Annotated in this window: 21 protein-coding genes; 8 read left to right on the top strand and 13 right to left on the bottom strand. The window is 55.4% G+C overall.

All coding sequences use genetic code 11. The features are described from left to right. Positions 1 to 7 precede the first annotated feature (7 nt). Both CFT68_RS04360 and CFT68_RS04355 read left to right on the top strand, forming a co-directional pair. A complete protein-coding gene (locus CFT68_RS04360; RefSeq protein ID WP_088842187.1) occupies positions 8 to 832 on the top strand; it encodes a 2,3,4,5-tetrahydropyridine-2,6-dicarboxylate N-succinyltransferase in 825 nt (274 codons plus the stop codon). Between the two features lie 20 nt (positions 833 to 852). After that, positions 853 to 1,659, top strand: coding sequence for a hypothetical protein (locus CFT68_RS04355; RefSeq protein WP_088842186.1), 807 nt, complete (start codon positions 853 to 855; stop codon positions 1,657 to 1,659). A 93-nt stretch (positions 1,660 to 1,752) separates the two neighbouring features. Here CFT68_RS04355 and msrA read toward each other — a convergent pair whose 3' ends face one another. Both msrA and CFT68_RS04345 read right to left on the bottom strand, forming a co-directional pair. Next, entirely contained in the window at positions 1,753 to 2,295 is a 543-nt protein-coding gene (msrA, locus tag CFT68_RS04350; RefSeq protein ID WP_088842185.1) for a peptide-methionine (S)-S-oxide reductase MsrA, read from the bottom strand. A 217-nt stretch (positions 2,296 to 2,512) separates the two neighbouring features. Continuing rightward, positions 2,513 to 3,403 carry a 3-hydroxyacyl-CoA dehydrogenase family protein gene (locus CFT68_RS04345; protein WP_088842184.1) on the bottom strand — a complete coding sequence of 297 codons (891 nt, stop codon included), beginning with the start codon at positions 3,401 to 3,403 and terminating at the stop codon, positions 2,513 to 2,515. A gap of 345 nt (positions 3,404 to 3,748) precedes the next feature. Between CFT68_RS04345 and CFT68_RS21450 the strand changes: the two genes are divergently transcribed. Next, positions 3,749 to 3,919, top strand: coding sequence for a lmo0937 family membrane protein (locus CFT68_RS21450; protein ID WP_141106437.1), 171 nt, complete (start codon positions 3,749 to 3,751; stop codon positions 3,917 to 3,919). 99 nt (positions 3,920 to 4,018) lie between these two features. Here CFT68_RS21450 and CFT68_RS04340 read toward each other — a convergent pair whose 3' ends face one another. Both CFT68_RS04340 and CFT68_RS04335 read right to left on the bottom strand, forming a co-directional pair. Continuing rightward, on the bottom strand, positions 4,019 to 4,840 hold the full coding sequence (locus CFT68_RS04340; protein WP_141106436.1) for a hypothetical protein: 822 nt from the start codon (positions 4,838 to 4,840) through the stop codon (positions 4,019 to 4,021). A 17-nt stretch (positions 4,841 to 4,857) separates the two neighbouring features. Next, positions 4,858 to 6,480 carry an ABC-F family ATP-binding cassette domain-containing protein gene (locus CFT68_RS04335; protein ID WP_088842182.1) on the bottom strand — a complete coding sequence of 541 codons (1,623 nt, stop codon included), beginning with the start codon at positions 6,478 to 6,480 and terminating at the stop codon, positions 4,858 to 4,860. Positions 6,481 to 6,783: 303 nt separating this feature from the next. Here CFT68_RS04335 and CFT68_RS04330 point away from each other — a divergent pair, with 303 nt between their 5' ends. After that, the gene (locus tag CFT68_RS04330; RefSeq protein ID WP_088842181.1) at positions 6,784 to 7,257 is read left to right on the top strand and encodes a DUF4199 domain-containing protein; all 474 of its coding nucleotides are present in this window, start codon (positions 6,784 to 6,786) and stop codon (positions 7,255 to 7,257) included. Positions 7,258 to 7,515: 258 nt separating this feature from the next. Beyond that, positions 7,516 to 7,920: a hypothetical protein gene (locus CFT68_RS04325; protein WP_141106435.1), complete on the top strand. Its 405-nt coding sequence runs from the start codon at positions 7,516 to 7,518 to the stop codon at positions 7,918 to 7,920. 129 nt (positions 7,921 to 8,049) lie between these two features. Here the strand turns inward: CFT68_RS04325 and CFT68_RS04320 are convergent, their stop codons facing one another. Continuing rightward, positions 8,050 to 8,442: a hypothetical protein gene (locus CFT68_RS04320; RefSeq protein WP_088842179.1), complete on the bottom strand. Its 393-nt coding sequence runs from the start codon at positions 8,440 to 8,442 to the stop codon at positions 8,050 to 8,052. 143 nt (positions 8,443 to 8,585) lie between these two features. On the opposite strand from CFT68_RS04320, the gene CFT68_RS04315 reads away from it, so the two are divergent. Next, positions 8,586 to 9,389, top strand: a complete 804-nt coding sequence (locus tag CFT68_RS04315) for a murein L,D-transpeptidase catalytic domain family protein (protein ID WP_212590361.1) — start codon at positions 8,586 to 8,588, stop codon at positions 9,387 to 9,389. Between the two features lie 120 nt (positions 9,390 to 9,509). Here CFT68_RS04315 and CFT68_RS04310 read toward each other — a convergent pair whose 3' ends face one another. Then, positions 9,510 to 9,704: a hypothetical protein gene (locus CFT68_RS04310; protein ID WP_088842177.1), complete on the bottom strand. Its 195-nt coding sequence runs from the start codon at positions 9,702 to 9,704 to the stop codon at positions 9,510 to 9,512. A 182-nt stretch (positions 9,705 to 9,886) separates the two neighbouring features. Between CFT68_RS04310 and CFT68_RS04305 the strand changes: the two genes are divergently transcribed. Continuing rightward, on the top strand, positions 9,887 to 10,696 hold the full coding sequence (locus CFT68_RS04305) for a M48 family metallopeptidase (RefSeq protein WP_088842176.1): 810 nt from the start codon (positions 9,887 to 9,889) through the stop codon (positions 10,694 to 10,696). Between the two features lie 169 nt (positions 10,697 to 10,865). Next, positions 10,866 to 11,780: a diacylglycerol/lipid kinase family protein gene (locus CFT68_RS04300; RefSeq protein ID WP_088842175.1), complete on the top strand. Its 915-nt coding sequence runs from the start codon at positions 10,866 to 10,868 to the stop codon at positions 11,778 to 11,780. Here CFT68_RS04300 and CFT68_RS04295 read toward each other — a convergent pair. The 7 genes from CFT68_RS04295 to CFT68_RS04265 form a co-directional block, all read right to left on the bottom strand. Then, entirely contained in the window at positions 11,777 to 13,015 is a 1,239-nt protein-coding gene (locus tag CFT68_RS04295; protein WP_245815273.1) for a metallophosphoesterase, read from the bottom strand. The genes CFT68_RS04300 and CFT68_RS04295 overlap by 4 nt on opposite strands. 83 nt (positions 13,016 to 13,098) lie before the next feature. Then, a complete protein-coding gene (locus tag CFT68_RS04290) occupies positions 13,099 to 13,731 on the bottom strand; it encodes an LON peptidase substrate-binding domain-containing protein (protein ID WP_088842173.1) in 633 nt (210 codons plus the stop codon). A 207-nt stretch (positions 13,732 to 13,938) separates the two neighbouring features. Beyond that, positions 13,939 to 14,991 carry an ArsO family NAD(P)H-dependent flavin-containing monooxygenase gene (locus tag CFT68_RS04285; RefSeq protein ID WP_088842172.1) on the bottom strand — a complete coding sequence of 351 codons (1,053 nt, stop codon included), beginning with the start codon at positions 14,989 to 14,991 and terminating at the stop codon, positions 13,939 to 13,941. 21 nt (positions 14,992 to 15,012) lie between these two features. Beyond that, a complete protein-coding gene (locus tag CFT68_RS04280; protein WP_088842171.1) occupies positions 15,013 to 15,444 on the bottom strand; it encodes an arsenate reductase ArsC in 432 nt (143 codons plus the stop codon). Between the two features lie 57 nt (positions 15,445 to 15,501). Then, complete coding sequence (locus tag CFT68_RS04275) at positions 15,502 to 16,011, bottom strand: GNAT family N-acetyltransferase (protein WP_088843667.1); 510 nt, start codon at positions 16,009 to 16,011, stop codon at positions 15,502 to 15,504. Between the two features lie 181 nt (positions 16,012 to 16,192). Then, positions 16,193 to 16,771 carry an ArsI/CadI family heavy metal resistance metalloenzyme gene (locus CFT68_RS04270; RefSeq protein ID WP_088842170.1) on the bottom strand — a complete coding sequence of 193 codons (579 nt, stop codon included), beginning with the start codon at positions 16,769 to 16,771 and terminating at the stop codon, positions 16,193 to 16,195. A gap of 88 nt (positions 16,772 to 16,859) precedes the next feature. Further along, positions 16,860 to 17,243, bottom strand: coding sequence for an ArsR/SmtB family transcription factor (locus CFT68_RS04265; RefSeq protein WP_245815272.1), 384 nt, complete (start codon positions 17,241 to 17,243; stop codon positions 16,860 to 16,862). Between the last annotated feature and the right edge of the window lie 20 nt (positions 17,244 to 17,263).

Here is a 17,263-nt window from a genome sequence, read left to right as displayed (position 1 = left end):
ACTTTTCATGTCCGACCTCCAACACACCATCGAAGCCGCCTGGGCCGATCGAAGCCTGCTCCAGCAAACCACTACTCTCGAGGCCATCCATCATATCATCGAAGAACTCGACAAGGGCCGCCTGCGTGTGGCCCAGCCCGGCACAACCGAAGGTGCCGACTGGCAGGTAAATGATTGGGTGAAGAAGGCCGTTATTATGTACTTCCCCATCCGTCAGATGGAAACGATAGAGGTAGGACCGTTTGAGTTTCGCGACAAAATGCGCCTCAAGACCAACTACGAGCAGCAGGGTGTGCGGGTAGTGCCGCCTGCTGTGGCCCGCTACGGTGCCTACCTGGCGCCCGGCGTCATCATGATGCCCAGCTACGTAAATATTGGGGCTTGGGTAGGCGAAGGAACTATGGTGGATACCTGGGCTACTGTAGGCTCCTGCGCCCAGATTGGGGCTGGCGTACATCTGAGCGGTGGCGTTGGCATTGGTGGTGTATTGGAGCCCGTACAGGCTGCCCCCGTAATTGTAGAGGACGGCGCCTTTGTGGGTTCGCGCAGCATTCTGGTGGAAGGTTGCTTCGTGGGTAAGGAAGCCGTGATTGGGGCTGGCGTAACCATCACGGGCAGCACCCGCATTATCGACGTGACGGGCGCCGAGCCGAAGGAGTACCGGGGCTATGTGCCAGCCCGCTCAGTAGTCATTCCGGGCTCTCTGCCGAAGCAGTTCCCGGCCGGCGAGTACCACGTGCCCTGCGCCCTCATCATCGGCCAGCGCAAACCCAGCACCGACCTGAAAACTTCCCTCAACGATGCTCTGCGCGAGCATAACGTAGCCGTTTAGCGGCTGCTTTTCTTCTTTCGATGAGCAAACATACCACAGTTGTTTCCGCGGCACAGGCCCGCGATGAAGTGCGCGATTTTGTAGCCCAGGAACTTGGCGTAGAACCAGACTCCGTGCAGACGCGGGTGGCTTTCAACCGAGAGCTTCCTTGGGTTGATGGCAAATCCCGGCCCTGCTTTTTGGTGGAGTGGGCGGAGCCCAACGGCCGCGACGGCGTAGCTATTGCCGGCCCCTATACCTATAATTTCTTCGAGCTGTCCCGTCAAGAGGCCTACGAGTTGGGCCCGGTAAATGCCTGGCGCCAGCACCTGATCAACCTGTACGCGGGCTGCGAGCTAGCCGTGCAGGCCCGCCTTACTCAGCCCCTCACCGATGCCCCAGACCCCTTGCGGCTGTCTGTCATCCAGAATGCCCTGCAGGAGCGCACCAACTGGCGCATTGGGGTGAATATTACGCTGCGGGAATTTTTGCGCCTGGGCACGGAGGAGTATTATATTTTCGATGGTCACTGGGTCTGGAACCCATACTACCGTTATTCTTCCGTGAAAGGGTTTATCCCACTTGGCGAAAAGACACTGTTTGAGTTGCCCAAGCAGACCTTCATTCCGGTTACCAACATGTCGCCCTTTGAGGCTATTCCGGCCGTAGGCGAAGATGGTGCATACCCCGGCCAGCTGACCGGCTTTATTGCCGTGAAAAACAACCAGATTCTGGAAGTGAATGAGCCGCAGCCCTATATCCGGTTGCTCTATAACAAACTGGCGCTATATTATGTGCTGGGGCGTGAGCATGGGCCTTTCCAGATAGAGATACCTGCCGCTTCCTAGGCCTGTACCCGGCTTACACTGCACGTAAAACGCCGCCCCAATAGTCTTGGAGCGGCGTTTTGCTTTCAAAAGTGGCCTAGCACTGAGAGCCAGCTATGCGCTAGCCGCAGATTTCAACTTGAGCCCGAACACCTGGCGTACTTTATCCACTTTAGGCTTCACCACGAACTGGCAGTAAGGCTGCTGGCCATTTTGGTTGAAGTAGTCCTGATGATAGTTTTCAGCCACATAAAAAGTTGGCAGCGCTACTATCTCCGTCACGATAGGATTGGGAAATGCATGAGCTTCGTTGAGCTTTTGCTTGTAAGCCTCTGCCAGCTGGCGTTGCTGCTCATTGTGGTAAAAAATGGCCGAACGGTATTGAGTACCTGTATCGGCTCCTTGGCGGTTGAGCGTGGTGGGGTCGTGGGTTTTCCAGAATATCTCCAGCAACTCCTCGAAGCTGATTTTGGCCGGATCGTAGGTGATCTGAATTACCTCAGCATGGCCTGTCAGGCCGCTGCAAACTTCTTTATAAGTAGGGTTGGCGATACGCCCGCCGGTGTAGCCGGAAACTACTTTCTCTACGCCAGCGAGGTTCTGAAAAACCGCCTCAACGCACCAAAAGCAGCCAGCGCCAAAAGTTGCCTGTTCCATATTGTGTAAAAATCGTAGTTGATGAAGGTGTGCAGCGCTCAACAAGAGTCGTTGGTCGCTGCTTGTCCCGGTCAGCCAGAGGCTGTGCCGTAACCAGTCTATGATTACAAGGATTTGGGAGGCAGAAAAGTTTACTGATAAATGATAGAGGCTATTAAACAACTGGCCTGCAGGAAGTCTTTCCTGTAGGCCAGTGCATGATCGTATATAAGTAAGACTATTTACGAAACCGTTCAGCCAGCACCAAGTCTTTGGTGCCATGCCCCCAGGAGTAAAAGCCCTCCCCAGATTTCACGCCCAAACGTCCCGCCGTCACCATGTTCACCAGCAAAGGGCAGGGGGCATATTTCTGGTTGCCCAGGCCCTCATGCAGCACCCGCAGAATAGCCAGGCATACGTCTAGGCCTATGAAGTCGGCGAGTTGCAGGGGCCCCATGGGGTGGGCCATGCCTAGTTTCATCACCGTGTCTATTTCTTCCACGCCCGCTACGCCCTCATATAGAGAGTAAATAGCCTCGTTGATCATCGGCACCAAAATGCGGTTAGCCACGAAGCCCGGGTAATCGTTTACTTCGGTAGGCGTTTTGCCCAGCTTCCGAGAAAGCTCCATCACTTGCTGTGTCACTTCATCGGAAGTGGCATAGCCCCGGATAACTTCCACCAGCTTCATGACCGGCACCGGGTTCATAAAGTGCATGCCAATCACCTGCGCAGGGCGCTTCGTGGCTCCTGCAATCTTGGTGATAGAAATAGAGGATGTATTGGAAGCGAGAATGGCATGTGCCGGCGCATGCTTATCCAGTTCACGGAAAATATTCAGTTTCAACTCAAAGTTTTCCGTGGCAGCTTCTACCACCAGTTCTGCGCTACGAACTCCGTCGGCTACGCTCGTGAAGGTGGTCAGCCTGCCAAGGGTATCTGTCTTCTCTGCTTCAGAGAGGCTGCCCTTGCTGATTTGCCGGTCCAGATTTTTGCCAATAGTTTCAACTGCTTTGTCCAGCGCCGACTGATTGATATCAATCAGAGCCACGGTGAAGCCATTCTGAGCAAAAACGTGGGCAATGCCATTGCCCATGGTGCCAGAGCCGATGACGGCGATATTCTGCATATTAAGAGAGAAAGGGTGGGTGAACTATGCCTATGAGGCTTGGGTGGGGCCACAAATCTAATGGTTATCTCATCTGCTACGAACATAAGTGGAGGCGACTGTGACCAAATAGCAGAGGAATTTAATGCACGCTGAAATACCCCGAAACGTCTCATAGTATGGGAGTAAGATGTTTTTCTAGCAGAATTGTTTAGTTTTTTTTCATAGAATAATATCCTTTTCTCTATACCCGCGTACAAATCCGCAAATGACCTTTCTACACAGCCAGATGTTACTATCTGGTTTCCAAACTGGTCCTTGAATCATCCCTTCATCTCTCTCCAACCTCACCAAACTACAATCACCATGGGAAATCTGCTGTATATCATCGCTGTCATCCTCATCATCATTTGGGCTCTGGGCTTCTTCGGCGTGCTGGGTGCCGGTATTCAGGGTAATGGTCTGATCCACATCCTGCTGGTAATTGCCATCATCGCCATCCTGCTACGCGTTATCCGCGGCGGACGGGTAGTTTAGTAACCAAACTGCTTGGTGGTAGCCCGTGGGTTACATCCGAAAAAACACAAAAAAGTCCTTCTTTTAACTGAGAAGGACTTTTTTGTGTTTGGCAGTAGCCTAGTGGCCTAGCCGGTAAAGAAAGTTAAACCGAATCACAGGCTGACTATAAGGAGAAGTCCGGTTACCGTAGGCATCAATTCCATCATTGAAATTGTAGAGGACCAGAATATCAGCAGCCACCCGCTCGCCCAGATCCTGGCGATATCCTACGCCGGCTAGTGGAGTTTGGTAGGTTCGGTTTACCTTGAATATCTCAACCTGCTGCGTATTAATGTTGTCTCGTATGCCATAGGCTTGGGCACGCGTTACCTCATACTCAGCGTGAACGAAGAACTGGCTAACCACTCTATACTGAGCAAACGCCTTCAGTCCGAAGCTATGCAACGACAGGTTGGAAGGATAACCAGCTTGACGGAAATAATCCGGGAAAGAATAGTTATTGAATACGTAGCTAAAGCCCGGACCAAAGGCAAACCGCTCGTTTACCTGGTAACCTAACGCTGGCCCAATACTGGCATTAAACAACCCCGACTCATTTACGCTGCTGTAGCCCAGTCCGAAATTGGAATACAGGAAATACTTGCGAAGAGGCGGGGGTGGCGCTGCCACCCCCGGCCGGTTGGGCAAGTCTAGGCCCGATGGCCGGTTAGGATCGTACTGGCTGCCCGATGGAAGCGGTGCCTCTATAGGTTGGGGAACCGGTACCGTAGGCTGCGGAGAATTGACGGGCTGTTGCGGAGCCGGGCGCGGAACTGCGCCAGGAGGCGCGGTATTTAGCTGAGGCTTTACACCAGTGCTGTCGGTGCGCTGGGCGTGCGCGGTCGGAGCCAGCCACAGGCCGGCCCCACCCAAGCTAAGAACTAACAGAAGTCGTTTCATATCCGCGCTAAACGTGCCTACGACACAAGTTGATACATCCGCTGACGCTGGGCTTTGATTACGTCATCAGCCAAGTACTCTTCGTACGACATACGACGGTCGATGATACCATCTGGCGTCAGCTCAATAATACGGTTCGCTACGCTCTGAATTACTTGCAGGTCATGAGAAGCAAACAGCAGGGTGCCGTTGAATTCCCGTAGAGAGTTGTCCAGCGCCGTGATGCTCTCCAGGTCCAGGTGGTTCGTCGGGTCGTCGAGCACGAGTACGTTGCCGCTTTCCATCATCATCTTGGACAGCATGCAGCGCACTTTCTCGCCTCCGCTGAGGACGTTGGATTTCTTCTGTGACTCTTCGCCCGAGAATAACATGCGGCCCAGGAAGCCCCGGATAAACGACTCGTCCTTCTCAGTGCTGTACTGCCGGAGCCAGTCCACCAGGTTCAGATCAGTATTGAAAAACTCGGTGTTTTCCTTCGGGAAGTAGCTGGGTGTGATAGTCGTACCCCACTTGAAGTCGCCGGTATCGGGCTTCGCTTCATTGAAGAGAATATCGAATAGGAGGGAGGCGGCCCGGTCGTCGCGGCCAATGATGGCTACTTTATCCTTCTTATCCAGCGCAAACGATACGTTGCGGAATACCACCTGTCCATCAACCGACTTGCTCAGGTTCTCCACTGTCAGGAGCTGATTGCCGGCCTCGCGCTCGGGCTTAAAGGCGATGTAGGGGTACTTACGAGAGCTAGGCTTGATTTCTTCCAGCGTGAGCTTCTGGAGTAGCTTCTGGCGCGAGGTGGCCTGCTTGGATTTCGAGGCGTTGGCCGAGAACCGGCGTACAAACTCTTCCAGTTCCTTACGCTTGTCCTCGGTCTTTTTGTTGATATCCTGGCGCTGACGCAAGGCCAACTGCGACGACTCGTACCAGAACGAGTAATTACCGGGATACATCGTGATTTTCGAGAAGTCCAGATCGGCCATGTAGTTACACACGGCATCTAGGAAGTGACGGTCGTGGCTTACTACAATTACCGTGTTCTGGAAAGAATCAAGGAAATTCTCCAGCCACAATACAGTTTCCGCATCGAGGCCGTTGGTTGGTTCGTCGAGAAGCAGGACATCGGGGTTACCGAAGAGAGCCTGGGCTAGCAAGACCCGAACTTTATCGGACGAGCCCAAGTCGCCCATGATGGTTTGGTGCTTGTCTTCGCCAATGCCCAGGCCCGAGAGCAACTCGGCGGCTTCGTACTCGGCGTTCCAGCCTTCCAGGTCAGCAAATTCGCCTTCCAGCTCGGCGGCGCGCTCTCCGTCAGCATCCGAAAAATCGGGCTTGGCATATAGAGCATCCTTTTCCTCCATTACTTTCCATAGGCGCGTGTGGCCCATGATTACGGTTTGGAGCACTGGGAAAGCATCGGCCGCAAACTGGTCCTGCTTTAGTACCGAAAGGCGGGCCCCCTTGGGCATATCAACCGAGCCCGTATTCGGCTCAATCTCGCCCGAAAGGATTTTAAGAAAAGTAGACTTGCCGGCGCCGTTGGCCCCAATCAGGCCATACACGTTGCCGGGCATGAACTTGATGGTAACGTCTTCGAACAATACGCGCTTGCCGTAGCGCAGGCTTACGTTGGAGGTGCTGATCATATCAAAAAGGTGCGGAGAAACACTAGTATAAGGCTAGCAGTGGCCTAGGCCACTGCTGCGGCGCGCAAAAGTACGCAAAATGCCTTGGCTTAATGGGATGCTGTGCAACGGCCTATACATGGCTGGCCACGAAAACTGAAAAAAAGCCTCCGATGCACAACACATTGCCTACCAACCTGGTATAGAGTATAACTGGTTGGCTGGGCGCCCGATGCTCATGGGAAAGCAACATTCTCTATCTGAGCGTGAGTTCCGTCGCGGTCTTCGTTCTCTGTCTTTCCCACTTTTAGCTGACTTACTCCTATGGCTGACACCCGCCTTACGCCTGAAACTAATGGCGTCCGTTACGGCCTTTTTACGGCCGTTGGTATGATCCTCTATTTCGTGGTTGCTTCTCTGTTCAAGCTAACAGACCGTATTGAATTTAGCTTCCTGAACGGCGTTATCTTGGCAGTGGGTATATGCATGGCCATAGCGAACTATAAGCGCTACCGACACGACAGAATGCCGTATTTGCACGGCTTCGGCACCGGTGTCATTACGGCCATGGTTGGCTCGCTCGCCTTTGGATTCTTCTTCATTCTATATGCCGGAGTAATAAATCCCCGGATTATGGAAGGCATCCGGGCTGCAGACCTGTTCGGATTTGATTTATCCGTGACAATTGCTTTCCTGGCCATTCTGCTACAAGGCGTTATGTCGGGGGTAATCATCACATTGGTGGCTATGCAGTATTACAAGAGCCCCGATCATAAGCCCATTACAGAAATTGAATAAAAGAGCATTCTAGACGTTTAAGAGCCGCATCCTATTAGTAAGGTGCGGCTCTTTCGTTTTAGCAATTCAGTATTAAATAAATATTCCAATAAAAATATATAATAAATTTATGGTTGAGTATTGTGGATGTGCTTTTGATTATATATTTTTGTATTAAATCAAAGTGAAGTGAAATAGGAATTTTCCAGCTCTTTATAGTGTTACGAACTCGAATTCCGTTCTCTTGACTCCTACCCGCACACCTTTTCTTCACTTATTATGAAGTCGTTACTTTCTACTCTGATTTTATTGGTTGCCTTATCCACTGCTGCTTCTGCTCAGATGAAAGAGCGACATGCTGAGCTACCAGGTGTAGGCACTCCTTCTGCCACCCAGGTTGATGAAGCCACCCGACAGATGAGCAACCAGCTGCATCTGAATGAGGCGCAATTCATTCGGCTGCGTGCGGCTAACAAGATTAAGCTGGCCCGCCTCGACGAGATTCAGTGGCAGTATGAAAGCGACGCTGCCATGCGTAATGCCAAACTGCTGGAGCTGGAGTCGCAGTTTGAAGCTGAGTGCAGCCGCATCCTGACGCCTTCTCAGTTGAGCATGTATCAGAATGAGCAGAAGCGTGACTCAGTGCCTACGGCTCCGGCTTCAAATGAAGGCGGAATAGGGTAAGCTCTTCCAAAGCACCGCAAAAAGGCCGCTCCGTATTATCCGGGGCGGCCTTTTTTATTTAATTGTTTTATGAGTCGAAGGAAAGTATTAAGCAATTAATATAAGCTTATTACTTGGATAATTATAAATTTACTGAGCTGGTACCACTGGATATAATGTTTCCGTAAGCATGCCAGTAGCACCAAACCGCAGGACCAGCCGGGGGCCGGCCGCACGCGGATGACTGGCCACGCACTGAGGGCCGGCAGTGATGTAATAGATGTACACCTTTTCGCTCTGTTCACTCAATTCCTCTTCATCCGGGTGGCCTAGCAGCTTGTCTACTTCACTGATTCTGGCGCCGTAGAGCTCATCACGGTGCTTTTCCAGTACACGCAACAACGGTATTCGCTTGTTCTGGCAGCCGTAGGTATCGCGGCGCCAAGTAGTGGAATCGAAGTCGGGAAAGTCGGGGAGGGCATGACCGCACCCAGCCAGAAGCAGGCTGCCAAGCGCAAATAAAACCAGAGAACGAGAAACCATATGAGCTGGCGGGAGGGCCGAAGTGAAGAGTAAGTAGTTGAGAGTGGCGTGCTTAGTTGGCGTAAAAGTACTATTTTTGCCAACGCACCAGTTTGTCTGGTGCCCAAGGGTGTGTTTTCTGTTTGCTACAACAAGTTTAGTTGATGTTTGATAAACCAACTGCCGCTACCGGCCTGTTGCTTGCTTGTCTTGCACTTTTAAGCCCGGCCGGAGCTGTGCCGGCTTCTAGGCCACTCGTTGGATCGGGGGCTCGTCCTGCTTTAACTCCTTCGCTGCGCACTACGTACATGGCGGCTTTTGAGCAGCACATGATGCGTACCTACGTGCAGGCTGGCCTTGTGAATACTGGCCTACCGGTGCTGGTATTCCGGAAAGCTATGGTGGGCTACTACCACCTGCAGCAGGAAGGGGCCGTAAAGTCCCGGCAGTCCTTGCTCACCATCATCGACTTCAGCCGTGCCAGCAATCAAAAACGCCTGTGGGTGATTGATCTGGCTAAGTCGCGGGTGGTGTTTCATACACTGGTTGCCCATGGCAAGAACACGGGCGAACAGTATGCGCAGACTTTTTCCAATCGGGAGGGCTCAGAAATGAGCAGTCTGGGATTTTATGTAACCGCCAATACCTATCAGGGCAAGCATGGCCTCTCGCTGAAACTGCGCGGCCTCGACCCCGGTTATAATACCAACGCTGCCAGCCGCGCGGTAGTCGTGCACGGCGCCGATTATGTCAGCGAAAGCTTCATCCGGCAGCATGGTCGCCTGGGGCGCAGCCAGGGTTGCCCGGCCTTGCCCGTAGGCCAGTCCAGCGCCATCATCAACACGATTAAGTCGGGCACGGTGATATTCGCCAACGGACCAACCGAAGTGGCCTACGAGTCGGATTGGCTCAGTCTGGACCCGGCTTTGCTGGCCTTTGCGCGCAGCACTGGCTTAGATAACGGTTAAAGTGCCGCTTGAGAATAGCTGATTGAATGTATTAGTAAATAGATAAGTAGCTGCAAACAGAAACGCCCGACTCAAGTGAGTCGGGTGTTTCTGTTTTTAGACTGTGCTTGCAGTGCTAAGCTAGGCTCGGTCGCCGGTGGTTTTTACCAAGTTGATGCCAGCGAAGAAGAAAATGAGTCCGACAATGAAGGGAACAATGGAGTTCATCTTGCTCAGGCCCAAACCGCCAATCTGGAGGTAGCCCAGGGCACCGGCAATGATGCCGAGAATACCCAGGATGGTCAGGATGCTGCCAAATGTGCGTTTCTGATTCATAATTTCGAAGGGAGTAAGAAGGGAAGACAATCAAAGAAAGGGAGATATGGCCTGATACGGTGTTAAGAGAAATTTGGGTGTATCCGGGCCGGCAACCCTGCTGCAAGCTGCGCGTTACAAGCCCGTAGAGGAACATTCATTCTCCTTTCCCGCCCTATTCACTCCCTTTTTTCACACCAACCATGAGAGGAAGCCTTCGTTACATAATTGCCCTGCTTCTGGGGGGCATCACCCTCATATCCTACTACTGCAAACGCTCCGTGAACGATGTGACCGGCGAAACGCAGCATATTGATATGACGGCCGACCAGGAAATTGCCCTAGGCCTGCAAGCGGCGCCCGAAATGGCCCAACAGTACGGTGGCCTACACCCCGATAAACAAGCCTCCGCGGCCGTGGAAAGAATCGGGCAGCAGATTGTACGCAGCACCAAAGCAGGCCAGACGGCCTACAAGTTTCAGTTTCATCTGCTGGCCGATGAAAACACCATCAATGCCTTTGCGCTACCCGGCGGGCAGGTGTTCATCACGGCCGGACTGCTGAAAAACCTGAAAACGGAAGGGCAGGTAGCCGGCGTTTTGGCCCACGAAATCGGGCACGTGGTTGCGCGGCACTCGGCTGAGCAAATTGCTAAATCCAACCTGACGCAGGGCCTTACCGGCGCCGCTGCCATCGGCCTCTACGACCCAGACCGGCCAGGAACGGCGGCCAGCGCTGCTGCCGCCGCCATGGTTGGGAAGCTGTTGACGCTGCGCTATGGCCGCGAAGATGAGCTAGAAGCCGATAAGTTGGCCGTTGATTTCACCCCATCGGCCGGCTACGACCCCCGCGCCATGATTCAGGTGATGCAGGTGCTGGAACAAGCCAACCAGGGTGGTGGCCCACCCGAGTTTCTGAGCACTCACCCCAACCCCGGCAACCGTATCGAGGAGCTGCAGCGCGATATTCAGACCGATTTTCCGCAGGGACTGCCGGCTAACCTGAAGCCATAACCGTTACTGCTGTCGATTTTACTGTCGTGGCCGGCCATTTGGTCGGCCACGTTTCGTTAGGGGAATCGGCAAATTCTTCTCATCTGAGGTAGCCCTCTCTTGCTGGCTATCGTATCGACGATTTGCGGCCGTACTGTTCCGCTTTTCTCTTGTTTTTTTGTTTAGTACTATGGCTGCTCATGCCCAATTAGAACGTCTGCTTTTCGTGCTCAACCCCATCTCGGGCGATATTGACAAGGCGGAGTTTGAAGGCAAAATCACGGATTACTGCCTGGAACGGGGCCGCAAAGTAGAATTCTACCACACCACTGGCGACGATGACCTGCAGCATCTCCAGCACCATCTGCGGGAAGTGGCCTACGATGCCGTTTTCGCGGCTGGGGGAGATGGCACGGTGAGCTTGGTGGCCGAGGCCCTCACCAATGGAACCGTGCCGCTGGGTATTGTGCCGCTGGGCTCCGGCAATGGCTTATCCAAGGATCTGGGGATTCCGCAGGATATAGATCAGGCCCTGCGCCTCACCTGGGAGCACCGCACGCTGGTAATGGATACGGTGCGGGTAGGGGGCAAATTCTCGGCTCACCTAGCCGATCTGGGGTTTAATGCGCTGGTGGTAGAGCAGTTTGATAAAGGCGATGTGCGAGGGCCCGGCGCCTACGTGCGCATTGCCACACAGGAATATCTGAGCTTTGAGCCGGAAACCTACCATATTCAAACGGATGTGGAAGTGTGGGAGGGACCGGCCTTTATGCTGACCGTGGCCAACGCCAACACTTTCGGCAGCAACGTCGTCATTAATCCGGAAAGCCCCCTGGACGACGGCCAGTTTGAAATCTGCCTGATCGATCCTTTTCCCAATGCTGCTGCACCGGGTATTCTCTATAATCTCTACACCAGCGGGTTTGATGCTTCCGACTACACCCGCCGGCTCTGCTGCCGCCGGGCCACCATTTCGGTACCCGGCAAAACGGAGGTGCTGGTGCAGATTGACGGCGAGCCGTGCAACCTGCCCACTCCCATTGAGGTGGAAATCAACCCGAAAAGCCTACGGGTGCTGGTGCCCCTGAATACGCAGGGCCGCTAGGCCACCCGGCGTCCGGCTACCACCAGCGGGACCACAGCCGGGGCAGCCGCATGGGTAGGCTGCAGCCGCAAGCGGAATACTTCTGAGGCATCGGCTAGGCCACTTGTGGGGGCAGGCTCCAGAGTGCGGAGCCAGGTTTCGCCGTTGGGATAAAAATCCAGGCTGAAGAAGCCTTTGTTCTCGTGCACGAAAGTGGCGGAGCCGCCTTTTTGTACAAAGGCCGTTTTGCTGCCTGCGCCACTGACCAGATAATGGCCTCCGTTTTTCTGGAAGTACTGCAGGTTATGGTCGTGGCCGGCGGCGTATATCACGCCGGGAAACTGCTGGAGTACCCGCAGCAGGCGCCGGCGCATTTTACGGTAGCGGGGGTGAGCCATGTCTTCGGCAGCACCCACCACTTTGCGGTATAGTGGCAACAGGGACCCAATGAGGGGCAGCGGCACATAGGCCCGTTTGTTGACCGTAGTGAGGGGAAATACGTGCTGCTTGGCCGTGAATTTTCCCCCGTGCAGAGCATTAGAATACAGCGGATGATGCCCGGCCACCAGCACGCGCTGATGCTGGTTTTCCTCCAGCAGCTGTTGCAACTGCCGAAACGGCTCTTTGGCATCGGCAGCGGGCCGGGGGCCAGTCTGCACCCACCACTGGGTATTGAGCACGATGAGCAGCACGCCTTCCGCCAGCTGCAGGCTTACAGGCCCTGGTAGGCCACCTTCGGGGAGGTAGTGCGCCGTGGGCAACTGCTCGTGCACGAAGGCTTCCTGCCGCTTTAGATATTCCCAGCCATCGGGGCGGCCCTTGTTCCAGTCGTGGTTGCCGCTGAGCAGCACTACCTGGCCCTTAAACTGTGCCAGAGCGGCCAACAGGGTTTTAAAACGCGCCTCGGCGGCCGCGCGGCCCGGGTGTTCTACTGCGGGTAGGCCAGTCGGATAGATATTATCACCCAGGATGATGATGGTGCCAGCCGGGCCGGTTTCCTGTTCCCAGCGCTCCAGCAGATTCAGGATGGCATCGGTGCCATCGGTGGCTACGGCGCCAGGGTCGCCGAGTACGGCCACGCGGTGCAGCGGTACTGCGTCGGCATTGGGGGCTTGGTGCTCCCAGTCGAGGAAGGCCGGCGCCACGTAGGGCCGCCGCCGGTACTGGCGCTCCTGCCAGAACCGCCAGCTTAGCCACACAGCCGCCCCTAAGGCCAGCAGGGCAAATACATACAAAACAAGAGTAGAAGTAGGCACGGCTTTCCAGTTGAACTACCTATACGCAAGAACCGGGGGCCGGCGTTCCACCCAGGTGGCCTAGGCACAGGGAAAGAAGCACCTTAAAAGTTCGGGGGCGTGAGGTTTTTGAAATGCCCATTGAGGCGGGCGCGTTCCTTGAGCCGCTCGGTTTCCAGCAAAATGGGCAGCACCTGCTGCAGATGTTCCAGCACCAACTCCTGCCGTTCTGTTTCGGTGGCAGCAGCCAGCAACTGGTATTCCTGCTCGGTGCTGAGGCCCAGATGGTGGGCAATATCATACACTCGAAAGTCGGTGGGGAGGTCCAAGAACAGGCGCCGCAGCCCCAGGATATCATATAGCTGCTGAATTTCTTCCTTGATGCGCGTCTGGAGCAGGATGTCGCCTGTATGGTCATCAGCCACGTCTTCTATCTGGCCCCCGGCGTAGAGCTTGCCCGGCGACTCGCGGTAGAACTCCCGAATGCGGAACACGCCCAGCGCTTTGGTCCGGATATCCATTTCCCCCGACTCATAGGATTTTTCTATGCCCACCAGCTTCATTTCGGTACCCAGCGTGCTCACGCCATCATTGATAAAGGGCGGAATACCGAACGTGATATTCTGCTCCAGGCAATCGTGCACGAGCTGCCGGTAACGCGGCTCGAAGATGTGCAGGTTAAGTTTTTCGCCCGGAAAAACCACCAGATTCAAAGGAAACAAAGCAAGCAAGCGCATACGGACCAGGTGAGAGAGTAAGCAGGCCAGCGGCCGTAGAGCAGCCGGAACAGGCTGGTCGTGATAGAAGCCAACGCGCAAAACCGCCGCTGGCTGTTTGGTGAGAAAGAGGCCAGTAGTCCCCTTTCACTCGTAAACAAACAAATGGTGCTTTTGGTGGAGACCCTGGCCCAATATCGTGGCTTTTCTCCCAAACCCTGCGCCAAACTACGCTGGATGCAGAAAAGCCTGAATTTCGAGGACGGTGGAGCGGGCGGAGCGGCCTACCCCAATGAGGGTAGCTGAGGCGAAGCCAGTCCAGCTACCGTAGCCCACCAGCCACAGCCCGGCCAGATGGGTGGCGCGGGTGCCTTGTGTAAGCACCCGGCCATTGGGCTGCACCAGGCCTAGCGGCTGCAAATGCGCCAGGGCAGGCCTGAAACCAGTACACCATAGCACGGCATCAAACGGCTCGGCCTGCCCATCAGGCCATACTACCCCGCTTGCCGTGAAACGGCTGAAGGGCCCGCGGCTATGCAGAACACCCCGGCGGCGCGCGTCTTTCACGGGCTCTACCATCACAATATCTCCCAGCGAAGCGGGTGGGGCAAGTTCCTCTCCGGCCTGGTAGCGCTGGGTGGCCTGCGTAAACAGCACGCGCCCGTCCACGTTATCGGGCAGGAAATGCGGGGGCTTTTCCGTAACCCACACCACGGTAGCTACCCCCGATAGCTCAGCCAGAATCTGCGCCCCAGAATTGCCGCCGCCTACTACCAGCACCCGCTTTCCGGCAAAGGGCACCGGACTTTGATACTGGGCCGAATGCAGCTGTAGGCCACTAAACTCCGCCAGGCCAGGGTAGGGCGGAACAAAAGGCTGACTCCAAGTACCGGTGGCACTCACTACGGCGCGGGCACGCCACGAGCCGTGGTCGGTTTCTACCAGGAAGCTGTCATCCTTACGGACAATGGCGCTGACCCGCACAGGCCGTATTACGGGAAGGTCGTAACGCTGCTCATACTGGGTGAGGTAGTCGATAACCCAGTCGCGCGCGGGGAAGCTGTTGTCGGGTGGGCGAGGCATCAGCCAACCGGGCAGCGAGCTGGCATCGGCGGGTGAAAACAGGCGCAGGGAGTTCCAGCCGTGGGGCCAGGCTCCGCCCGGCCGCGGCTCCGCGTCGAGCAGCACATACGAAACTCCGGCACGGCGCAGGTAATAAGCTACGGCTAGGCCACTCTGCCCGGCCCCAATCACAACTACATCGGCCACGCGTGGTTCCATCGGGGGAAAGTAAGGAGGCGCTTAGGCCTCCGCGAATTCGTTGCGCACAAAATCCTGCGCGTAGGCCTGTATCTGGTCGCGCACGTTCCTGAACTGTTGCATGATTTCCTCTTCGGTACCGGTTGCTTTGGCCGGATCCGGGAAGTTATGGTGCCGGCGTTTTGCGCTGGAAGGGAACACCGGGCACACCTCGTTGGCATGGTCGCACACTGTCAGAACATAGTCAAACGGCACGGCGGCATACTCATCTACGTGGTTGCTAGTGTGGTGAGAGATGTCTAGGCCGGCTTCCTGCATTACGCGCACGGCCCGCGGGTTGAGGCCGTGGGTTTCAATGCCCGCTGAATACACGGTAGCCCGGCCCGCCAGCATCTGCTCCAAGTAGCCGTGCAGTAGCTGGCTGCGGCAGGAGTTGCCAGTGCACAGCACCAGAATATTTTTCTTCTCTGACATACAGTGAACCACGGGAACTACGACAATCGACTGGCTTATGAGAACCGACTGAGGCGGCTAATGGGCTTCTGGAGCGGGCACACCCACTACCGGGCTGCGCCGCTCCATCTGCACAGTGTTGCGCCACACACCATGGTGCTGCCCGATTCGTTCGCGGTAGCCTATCACCCGAAAGCCAGCCTGCGTATGCAGCCCGATGCTGGCTTTGTTTTCCTCGAACGTACCGGCCTGCAGCGTCCAGATGCCATTGGCCTCGGAGTCGGCAATAAGCGCCTGCAGCAATTGCCGGCCTACGCCTTGCCCCCGAGCTTCCGGCGCAATATAAATGCTGATTTCGGCCACGCCGCCATATACGCAGCGCCCCGAAACTGGGCTCAGGGCCGCCCAGCCCAGCACCGTGCCGTCATCGGAGGTGGCTACCAGGCGGCTGTAGGCCAAGTGGCCACGGTCCCAGGCTTCCCAGGTAGGGGCCTGGGTTTCGAAGGTAGCATTTCCGGTCGCTATGCCAGCCTCGTAAATAGCTCGTACCGCTGGCCAGTGCGTTTCAAGCAGTGGTTTGATTAGCATAGCCATGAATATGGGGTAAATAAAATATAGTGTGCCAACAACGCCAGTAAAGAGGGTAGGGCACTAAAGTCTTTGCCCTGCTTTTCCTGCTAGCCCACGTCGGGCCTAGGCCAAGTGCTCGGAGTGGCCTAGGCCACCAGGGCGGATGTATATTGAGCCGGCACAATTGGCTGAGAGTGGCCTAGCAGCATCCGCCGCCGGGTGTGCAGGCGGCAGCGGGTGAGTTAGCTGGGGTGGCATCTACCAGCGTGAAAGCCATGGGTGCGGTGGTCAATACTTCTTCCGGCACGGCGGCGGCAGACGTAGCAGGCGCAATGCAGCACTGGCTGCTGCCATTGGCCTGGTCGTATTCCTGCTGGTAGCGTGGGTCATTGAACTCGGCATCCTCATGAAAGTAGTAAACCTCCCATTCCACGCCGTCGGGGTCATTCACCCAGAACTTGTCCTGCTTGGCGTAGCAGCAGCTGGTGCCCATTTCCTCGCGGGCCACCAGGCCCTGCGTCCGGGCTTTGGTCATTCGCTGCTCCATTTCCTCCACCGTTTCCACCTGAAAACCCAGGTGCCCGAAGTTGCTGGCGACGCGCTCGAGATTCTCCACGAAGGATATAATCAGAGCAGGCTGGGCGAGTACATACTTCGCGTAGCCCCGACGGATTTTAGTGGCCGGCTGTCCAAAGAAAGCCGTGTAGAAATTAACCGTTGCGGTCAGGTCGGACACGTACAGTGAAACGTGCATCCGAGGGAAAACGGGAGTTTTCATGAGGGTATGGCTAAAAGGGTAAAACTTAAAAAATGAGGGTTAAGGAATGCGGCGGCCATGGTGTACTGCGCGGTCAGCCAATATTCTGTTAGCAGCAGGAGCCATCGGGAGCACAGGCGCCGGGGGGGGTGGCCTCCAGAAAGAAGCTGGTGAACTGCGCGTGCACCTGGCGCAGAAGCTCCGTATTTAGGCAATAGCAAACCGTGAGGCCATCAATCTCACCCCGTATCAGGTCCAGCGCTTTCAGCTCCTGCAAATGCTGCGATACGGTAGTGCGGGACAGCGGCAGCTCGGCCGCTATATCGCCGGAGATGCAGGTGTTTTTGGAGGCCAGCAGCTGAATAATTGCCACGCGAGCGGGATGCGCCAGCGCTTTGGCCACGCGAGCCAGTTGCTGCTGCTCCTCCGTGAAGGCGGTTGTTTTGGCGAAGGTCATGGAGGTGTTATGAAGTATGTTGTAAATATACGACATATAATGACGTAAATATACGT

The sequence above is a fragment of the Hymenobacter gelipurpurascens genome, assembly GCF_900187375.1.
GTDB classification, from domain to species: Bacteria; Bacteroidota; Bacteroidia; order Cytophagales; family Hymenobacteraceae; genus Hymenobacter; species Hymenobacter gelipurpurascens.
The sequence above is the reverse complement of the archived record's forward strand: the minus strand, read 5'-3'. Positions and strand labels throughout refer to the sequence as shown.

What these genes read in the sequence shown, in the direction of transcription:
- CFT68_RS04360 (WP_088842187.1), top strand. Translation starts at nt 8, where the DNA reads ATGTCCGACCTCCAACACACCATCGAAGCCGCCTGGGCCGATCGAAGC.
- CFT68_RS04355 (WP_088842186.1), top strand. Translation starts at nt 853, where the DNA reads ATGAGCAAACATACCACAGTTGTTTCCGCGGCACAGGCCCGCGATGAA.
- msrA (WP_088842185.1), bottom strand. Translation starts at nt 2,295, where the DNA reads ATGGAACAGGCAACTTTTGGCGCTGGCTGCTTTTGGTGCGTTGAGGCG.
- CFT68_RS04345 (WP_088842184.1), bottom strand. Translation starts at nt 3,403, where the DNA reads ATGCAGAATATCGCCGTCATCGGCTCTGGCACCATGGGCAATGGCATT.
- CFT68_RS21450 (WP_141106437.1), top strand. Translation starts at nt 3,749, where the DNA reads ATGGGAAATCTGCTGTATATCATCGCTGTCATCCTCATCATCATTTGG.
- CFT68_RS04340 (WP_141106436.1), bottom strand. Translation starts at nt 4,840, where the DNA reads ATGAAACGACTTCTGTTAGTTCTTAGCTTGGGTGGGGCCGGCCTGTGG.
- CFT68_RS04335 (WP_088842182.1), bottom strand. Translation starts at nt 6,480, where the DNA reads ATGATCAGCACCTCCAACGTAAGCCTGCGCTACGGCAAGCGCGTATTG.
- CFT68_RS04330 (WP_088842181.1), top strand. Translation starts at nt 6,784, where the DNA reads ATGGCTGACACCCGCCTTACGCCTGAAACTAATGGCGTCCGTTACGGC.
- CFT68_RS04325 (WP_141106435.1), top strand. Translation starts at nt 7,516, where the DNA reads ATGAAGTCGTTACTTTCTACTCTGATTTTATTGGTTGCCTTATCCACT.
- CFT68_RS04320 (WP_088842179.1), bottom strand. Translation starts at nt 8,442, where the DNA reads ATGGTTTCTCGTTCTCTGGTTTTATTTGCGCTTGGCAGCCTGCTTCTG.
- CFT68_RS04315 (WP_212590361.1), top strand. Translation starts at nt 8,586, where the DNA reads ATGTTTGATAAACCAACTGCCGCTACCGGCCTGTTGCTTGCTTGTCTT.
- CFT68_RS04310 (WP_088842177.1), bottom strand. Translation starts at nt 9,704, where the DNA reads ATGAATCAGAAACGCACATTTGGCAGCATCCTGACCATCCTGGGTATT.
- CFT68_RS04305 (WP_088842176.1), top strand. Translation starts at nt 9,887, where the DNA reads ATGAGAGGAAGCCTTCGTTACATAATTGCCCTGCTTCTGGGGGGCATC.
- CFT68_RS04300 (WP_088842175.1), top strand. Translation starts at nt 10,866, where the DNA reads ATGGCTGCTCATGCCCAATTAGAACGTCTGCTTTTCGTGCTCAACCCC.
- CFT68_RS04290 (WP_088842173.1), bottom strand. Translation starts at nt 13,731, where the DNA reads ATGCGCTTGCTTGCTTTGTTTCCTTTGAATCTGGTGGTTTTTCCGGGC.
- CFT68_RS04285 (WP_088842172.1), bottom strand. Translation starts at nt 14,991, where the DNA reads ATGGAACCACGCGTGGCCGATGTAGTTGTGATTGGGGCCGGGCAGAGT.
- CFT68_RS04280 (WP_088842171.1), bottom strand. Translation starts at nt 15,444, where the DNA reads ATGTCAGAGAAGAAAAATATTCTGGTGCTGTGCACTGGCAACTCCTGC.
- CFT68_RS04275 (WP_088843667.1), bottom strand. Translation starts at nt 16,011, where the DNA reads ATGCTAATCAAACCACTGCTTGAAACGCACTGGCCAGCGGTACGAGCT.
- CFT68_RS04270 (WP_088842170.1), bottom strand. Translation starts at nt 16,771, where the DNA reads ATGAAAACTCCCGTTTTCCCTCGGATGCACGTTTCACTGTACGTGTCC.
- CFT68_RS04265 (WP_245815272.1), bottom strand. Translation starts at nt 17,243, where the DNA reads ATGTCGTATATTTACAACATACTTCATAACACCTCCATGACCTTCGCC.